This window comes from Aeromonas sp. Marseille-Q7275, from assembly GCF_965119515.1.
In genome coordinates this window covers 22,817-29,346 of the sequence record NZ_CBCPLW010000031.1, presented here as the reverse complement: position 1 = coordinate 29,346, position 6,530 = coordinate 22,817, and the positions used below count along the sequence as shown (strand labels likewise).

5 protein-coding genes are annotated in these 6,530 nt (G+C 63.3%); 3 read left to right on the top strand and 2 right to left on the bottom strand.

The genetic code is table 11. The features are described from left to right. Nucleotides 1-330 precede the first annotated feature (330 nt). Nucleotides 331-2,301 carry a DNA topoisomerase III gene (locus ACWPWQ_RS20490; RefSeq protein WP_429108689.1) on the top strand — a complete coding sequence of 657 codons (1,971 nt, stop codon included), beginning with the start codon at nucleotides 331-333 and terminating at the stop codon, nucleotides 2,299-2,301. An 80-nt stretch (nucleotides 2,302-2,381) separates the two neighbouring features. On the opposite strand, the gene ACWPWQ_RS20485 is transcribed toward ACWPWQ_RS20490, so the two are convergent. Further along, a complete protein-coding gene (locus tag ACWPWQ_RS20485; RefSeq protein ID WP_454010642.1) occupies nucleotides 2,382-3,737 on the bottom strand; it encodes a TrkH family potassium uptake protein in 1,356 nt (451 codons plus the stop codon). Next, nucleotides 3,734-4,387: a potassium channel family protein gene (locus ACWPWQ_RS20480; RefSeq protein WP_042650608.1), complete on the bottom strand. Its 654-nt coding sequence runs from the start codon at nucleotides 4,385-4,387 to the stop codon at nucleotides 3,734-3,736. Before ACWPWQ_RS20480 ends, ACWPWQ_RS20485 begins: the two co-directional genes overlap by 4 nt. Nucleotides 4,388-4,512: 125 nt before the next feature. On the opposite strand from ACWPWQ_RS20480, the gene murB reads away from it, so the two are divergent. Further along, the gene (gene murB, locus ACWPWQ_RS20475; RefSeq protein WP_454010641.1) at nucleotides 4,513-5,550 is read left to right on the top strand and encodes a UDP-N-acetylmuramate dehydrogenase; all 1,038 of its coding nucleotides are present in this window, start codon (nucleotides 4,513-4,515) and stop codon (nucleotides 5,548-5,550) included. Continuing rightward, nucleotides 5,547-6,512 carry a bifunctional biotin--[acetyl-CoA-carboxylase] ligase/biotin operon repressor BirA gene (gene birA / locus ACWPWQ_RS20470; protein WP_454010640.1) on the top strand — a complete coding sequence of 322 codons (966 nt, stop codon included), beginning with the start codon at nucleotides 5,547-5,549 and terminating at the stop codon, nucleotides 6,510-6,512. The genes murB and birA overlap by 4 nt, the downstream gene beginning before the upstream one ends. The last annotated feature ends 18 nt before the right edge of the window (nucleotides 6,513-6,530 follow it).

Here is a 6,530-nt window from a genome sequence, read left to right as displayed (position 1 = left end):
ATCGGGTATTATCAATATAGTAGTAGTCTTGGTAGGTGAGGAGTTGACCTCGGTTATGCTTTTTATTCTTTGAATTGGTTTTTTTTGGTTTTAAGTTTCACCAAATCACTATTGTTTGAATTTAGATCAAATTCAGAGTGTTAACTTTGTCAGTTTAGCCTTATTTGGCTCTCTTTTGGTCATCATATCCGCACTAATCATGCTGGAAACGGCGCTGTCGCGACGTTTTGCGCTCCAGTGCGACGCTCTGGTCCTGAATGGGCCTGTGTTGGGCTTTATGAAAGGCTCGATATATACTGTTTGCATATACAGTGATCAGGTTTGTCAGTCATGCGACTCTTTATTGCCGAAAAGCCCAGCCTTGGCCGCGCCATCGCCGATGTTCTGCCCAAGCCCCACAAGAAGGGGGAGGGCTTCATCGAGACGGCGCAGGGAGACGTGGTGACCTGGTGTATCGGCCACCTGCTGGAGCAGGCGGAGCCCGATGCCTATGATGCCGCCTACAAGCAGTGGCGCATGGAGCAACTCCCCATAGTGCCGAGCCAGTGGCAGCTGGTGGCCAAGCCCAAGACCAGGAGCCAGCTTGCCGTGATCAAGCGGCTCATCAAGCAGGCCGACTGCGTGGTCAATGCCGGTGACCCGGACAGGGAAGGGCAGCTGCTGGTGGACGAGGTGATCGACTTCCTCGGTTATCCCAAACTCAAGCCGGTGCAGCGCTGCCTCATCAGCGATCTCAATCCCCCCGCGGTGCGCCGGGCCCTCGACAAACTCAGAGACAACAAGGAGTTCGTGCCGCTGGCGGTGTCGGCGCTGGCCCGCAGCCGGGCCGACTGGCTCTACGGCATCAACATGACCCGCGCCTATACCCTGCTCGGGCGCAAGGCCGGTTGCAGCGAGCTGCTCTCGGTCGGTCGGGTGCAGACGCCGCTGCTGGGGCTGGTGGTGCGGCGGGATCTCGAGATAGAGGCCTTCGTCCCCAAACCCTTCTACGAGGTGCTGGCCCATGTGGTGACGGAGCGCAATGAAAGGTTCGGCGCCAAGTGGCTGCCCTCCGAGGCCTGTGCGCCCTGGCAGGACGAGGAGGGGCGGGTGCTCAACCGGGCACTGGCCGCCAAGGTGGTGGAGCGGATCCAGGGCCAGCCAGCCCGGGTGGAGGAGGTGGAGGAGCAAGCCCGGAAACAGGCGGCGCCACTGCCTTACAACCTCTCCAGCCTGCAGATCGATGCCGCCAAGCGGTTCGGCATGGACGCCAAGCGGGTGCTGGATGTCTGCCAGAGCCTCTACGAGCGCCACAAGCTCATCACCTACCCGAGATCCGACAGCCGTTATCTGCCAAGCGATCACTTCAACCGGGCGCCCAAGGTGCGGGATGCCATCGCCGCCACGGCCCCGACGCTGGCCAGCGCCGTGGCCGAGGCGGACGGCAAGATCCGCAGCAAGGCGTGGAATGACGGCAAGGTGGATGCCCATCACGCCATCATCCCCACCGAGAAGCATGGCAACCTGGCCAGCCTCTCCGCCGACGAGGGCAAGCTCTATGGCCTGGTCGCCCGCCAGTACCTGCTGCAGTTCTACCCCCCGTTCGAGTACAACGACAGCCGGGTGTTGCTGCGTATCGCGGGCGGCCTGTTCCAGGCCAAGGCGCGGCGCATCCTCAAGGCGGGCTGGAAGGCGCTGCTCGGGGTCGAGGAGGACGATGAGGAGGAGGCCGGCACCCTGCCTGCGCTGCGAGAAGGGGAGCAACTGTCGTGCGAGCGGGGCGAGCTGCTGGAGAAGATGACCCAGGCCCCCAAGGCATTCACCGACGCTACCCTGCTGGCCGCCATGACGGGCATAGCCCGCCATGTGCAGGATCCCGAGATCCGCAAGATCCTGCGCGAGACCGATGGCCTGGGCACCGAGGCAACCCGGGCCGGCATCATAGACCTGCTGTTCAAGCGGCGTTTCCTGGTGCGGCAGGGCAAGAGCATCAAGGCGACCCCGACCGGACGGGCCCTGATCCAGGCCTTGCCTGCCACCGCCACCACGCCGGACATGACGGCGCTGTGGGAGCAGCACCTGGGCCGGATCGCCGAGCGTCACGCGAGTTACCAGCAATTTATGGGGCCGTTGACGGATCAGTTGCATGCCTTGATCGAGGGTGCCAGGCAGGATTCGGGGGCAAGTTTCAGCGCCCTGCCCAGGGAGGCGCCGGGGGCCAGCAAGCGGCGCTTCAGCCGCAAGCGCTCGGCGGCCAGTGGTACTGGTGCGGCGCCCCGCAAGGGGGCGGGCAAGCGCCCGGCCAGAAGCAAGGCGGCCTGAGTGACCCGGGATCATGGCGGCGACTTGAGGCGCAAAAGCGAGAGGGGCCCTGGGCCCCTCTCGCTTTATCTGGTATTCGATCAGCCGGTGTAGACGTTCTCTTCCGGGTAGCGGATCCGGGTCTCGCTCGGTCTGGAGAGCATGATGGCCAGGGTCAGCGGGCCGAGACGGCCGCAGATCATCACCAGCACCAGGATGAGCTTGCCCGGTTCGCTCAGGGAGGCGGTGATGCCGGTCGAGAGGCCGACGGTGGCAAAGGCCGAGACCGTCTCGAACATGATCTTGTCGAAGGGCTGCGACTCGGTGAGCATCAACAGGAACATGGCCAGCATCAGCACCATGGTACTGACGATGATGATGGCCAGGGAGCGGGTCACTATCTGGGGTGACAGGGTACGGCCGAAGGCGGTGACATGGGGTCGCTTGGTCAGAAAGGCCCTGGTGGCCAGCAACACCACGGCGAAGGTAGTGACCTTGATGCCGCCACCGGTCGAGGTGGTACCGGCGCCGATGAACATCAGCATCATCATGAACAGCAGGGAGGCGGGCACCATCTGGCCTATGTCCACCGTGTTGAAGCCGGCCGTGCGCGCCGTGGCCGACTGGAAGAAGGCCGCCAGCAGCTGGCCGCCTGGCCCGGCGTTGCCGAGGGTGGCGGGATTGTTGTGCTCCAGCAGCCAGAACATCAGGGTGCCAAGCAGCAGCAGGACGGGGGTCATCAGCAGCATCAGCTTGCTGTGCAGCTTCAGCCTGCGCCAGCGATGGTTGCGCGCCAGGTCGACGATGACGGTAAAACCTATCCCGCCGAGGATGAGCAGGGCCGGTATGGTCAGGCTGATAATGGGGTCGTCTCTGTAGTCGATGAGATTGTTGGAAAACAGCGAGAAACCGGCGTTGTTGAAGGCAGAGACCGCGTGGAAAAAGCTGACGTAGAGGCCATGGCTCCACCCCATCTCCGGCACCCAGCGAATGGCCATGATGGCGGTGCCGATCAACTGGGCTATCAGGGCGAACAGCACTATGCGCTTCACCAACTGGATGATGTTGACCGAACCCTCCTGACCAAGCGCCTCCTTCGCCAGTATCTGCTGGCGCAGACCGACCCGCTTGCTGAACATGGCGATGAGCAGCAGGGTCATGGTCATCTGGCCCAGGCCCCCTATCTCCATCAGCATCAGCAGTATGATCTGCCCTTGCAGGGTAAAGGCGGTGCCGGTATCCACCACCCCGAGTCCGGTCACACTGATGGCCGAGGTCGCGGTGAACAGGGCATTGATGAAGGTGACTTCGCCCTTGTGACTCGATGGCTGCACCAGAAACAGGGTACCGACCAGCAGGATGATGAGAAAGCTGCCCAGGATCAGCCTGGCTTCACTCCAGCGGGATTCGGTATCCCGATGCAGGGCGAAGGCGTAGTTGCTGCGCCAGTTGATCATAGGGTGTCGAGCCAGTGATCGATGGCGTGCTTGTTGCCAGCCAGGATCAGGATGTCACCGAGTTGCAGCTCCATCTTGCCGGTCAGCACGTTGTGCAGTACCTCGCCGCGCTTGATGGCCAGCAACTGGAAGTCGTTCTGTTGCAGCAGATTGAGATCGGCCAGGGTACGACCGTTCTGTTGCAGACCGATCACGAACTCGGTCAGCACCATCTCGTGCCCCAGCTCCAGGTAGTCGAACAGGCGGTTGTCCAGCATGCTCTGGGCGACCCGGCGGCCCATGTCCCACTCCGGGTTGATCACCTTGTCGGCGCCCACCTTTTGCAGGATCTTGGCGTGGAACTTGTCGCGCGCCTTGACCCACACCTTCTTCACCCCCGCCTCCTTCAGCACCAGCGTGGTGAGAATGCTGGTTTCGAGGTTGTCGCCGATGGCCACGAAGACGATGTCGAAATTGGCCAGTCCCAGCTCGGCGACCGTGGCCTCATCGGTGGCATCGGCGACGATGACGTGATTGCACAGGGTTGCGATCTGGCGGGTCTTGCTCTCGTCGATATCGATGGCCAGCACCTCGGCATTCTGCAACTGCAGCTCTTCACACAGTGCGCTGCCGAACAGGCCGAGGCCGATGACGGCGAATTGATTGTTCATTCATGCTTCCTCAACGGGCTGAAGGGCTTACTTTACTCCAGCGGTTTGAGTCCGAACAGTACCCGGGTTTTTCGTCCCGGGGGATCTGGGGTAAACTGCGCCCTTGCCCTTGTCGGAACACGCAGATGAAACTCACTCCCCATGCCCCCCTGTCGGCCCTCAATACCCTGGGCCTGGACGCACACTGCCTCTGGCTTGCCGAAGTGGCCAGGCTGGATGATCTTTGCCAGTTGCGGGCCGATCCGGAGCTGAGCGTCTTGCCGCGCCTGGTGCTGGGTGGTGGGAGCAACATCTTGTTCTGCAATGATTTTGCCGGTCTGGTCGTGCTCAACCGAATGAAAGGCATCGAACTGCAGGAGGACGACAGCCACTGGTTGCTGCACGTGGCGGCGGGGGAGGAGTGGCACCAGCTGGTGTGCCATGCTCTGCAACAGGGCTGGCACGGGCTGGAGAACCTGGCGCTGATCCCGGGCACAGTCGGTGCGGCCCCGGTGCAGAACATAGGCGCCTACGGGGTCGAGCTGGCCCGGTTCTGTGCCTATGTGGAGGCATTCAACTGGCAGAGCGGCGAGGTGGAGCGCATAGCGGCGGCCGACTGCCGGTTCGGCTATCGCGACAGCATCTTCAAGCACGATTATCAGGACACCCACTTCATCACCGCCGTCGGCTTGCGCCTGCCCAAGGCCTGGCAGCCCGTGATCGGTTATGGTCCCCTGGCGGCCCTCGGCGAGCACCCTGGTGCGCAGGCCATCTTCGACACCGTCTGCGCCACCCGCATGGCCAAGTTGCCGGATCCCGCGGTGCTCGGCAACGCGGGTAGCTTCTTCAAGAACCCCGTGGTGCCGGCCTCGGTGGCGGATGCACTCAAGGGGCAATACCCGCAGATGCCCTGCTATCCGGCAGGGGAAGGGCAGGTCAAGCTGGCGGCGGGCTGGCTCATCGATCAGTGCGGGCTCAAGGGCTTTGCCATCGGCCGCGCCGCCGTCCACCAGGAGCAGGCGCTGGTGCTGGTCAACCTCGGGGGCGCCAGTGCCATGGAGCTCATCGCCCTGGCGGCCCATGTGCGTGACAGCGTTGAGCACAAGTTCGGCGTGGTGCTGGAGCACGAGGTGCGCTTCATGGGGCTCACCGGCGAGACCTGGCTCGACGAGGTGCTGGCATGACCTTCACCCCCGTCAGGCAGACCCTGATCACCCTGCTCAGCGATGGCCAGTTTCACTCCGGCGAACAGCTGGGGGAGCAGCTAGGCATCAGCCGGGCGGCGGTGAGCAAGCACATGGCCGCCCTCAAGGAGCTGGGGCTGGATCTGTTCAGCCTGACCGGCAAGGGGTACCGCCTGGCCGTTCCCATGGCACTCTATGACGAGGCGCAACTGCAGGCCCTGGCCCCCATGGCGCCGGTGCACTGCTTCTCGGTGATCGACTCCACCAACCAGTATCTGTTTGAGCGGGTCAACCAGCTGAGCTCCGGCGAGAGTTGCCTGGCCGAGTGCCAGACCGCCGGTCGGGGGCGCCGTGGCAAGCCCTGGGTCTCGCCGTTCGGTTGCCAGCTGATCCTCAGCATGTACTGGCGGCTCGAGCAGGGCATGGCGGCCGCCATGGGGCTGAGTCTGGCGGTGGGGGTGGCCGTGGTGGAGGCGCTGGAATCCCTCGGCTACCCCGGGGTGGAGCTCAAGTGGCCGAACGACCTCTATTACCAGGGCCGCAAGCTGGCGGGCATCCTGGTGGAGATGAGCGGCAGTGCCGGCGCCAGCTGTCACCTGGTGATCGGGGTCGGCCTCAATCTGGCGATGCCGAGCCAGCAGGGGGAGAAGATCGATCAGGCCTGGTCAGAGCTGCGCCACGTTCAGCCCGAACTGGTGGATCGCAACCAGCTGGCGGCCTGCGTACTCCTGCACCTGCAAGAGGCCATGCAGACCTTCGAGCAGAGCGGTCTGGCGAGCTTCGTCGAGAGCTGGAACCGGCTTGACTACTTTGCCGGCCAACCGGTGAAGTTGCTGATGGGGGAGCAGGTGATCCGCGGCATCGCCCGGGGCATCGACGATCGCGGTGCCCTGCGGCTGGAGACGGACGAGGGGATCAGGCTCTATCTAGGGGGGGAGATCTCCCTGCGCCGGGGGGATTGAGCGAGAGCGGCTCATGAG

Excerpts from the sequence above, each read along its gene's own strand:
- ACWPWQ_RS20490 (WP_429108689.1), top strand. The coding sequence starts at position 331 with ATGCGACTCTTTATTGCCGAAAAGCCCAGCCTTGGCCGCGCCATCGCC.
- ACWPWQ_RS20485 (WP_454010642.1), bottom strand. The coding sequence starts at position 3,737 with ATGATCAACTGGCGCAGCAACTACGCCTTCGCCCTGCATCGGGATACC.
- ACWPWQ_RS20480 (WP_042650608.1), bottom strand. The coding sequence starts at position 4,387 with ATGAACAATCAATTCGCCGTCATCGGCCTCGGCCTGTTCGGCAGCGCA.
- murB (WP_454010641.1), top strand. The coding sequence starts at position 4,513 with ATGAAACTCACTCCCCATGCCCCCCTGTCGGCCCTCAATACCCTGGGC.
- birA (WP_454010640.1), top strand. The coding sequence starts at position 5,547 with ATGACCTTCACCCCCGTCAGGCAGACCCTGATCACCCTGCTCAGCGAT.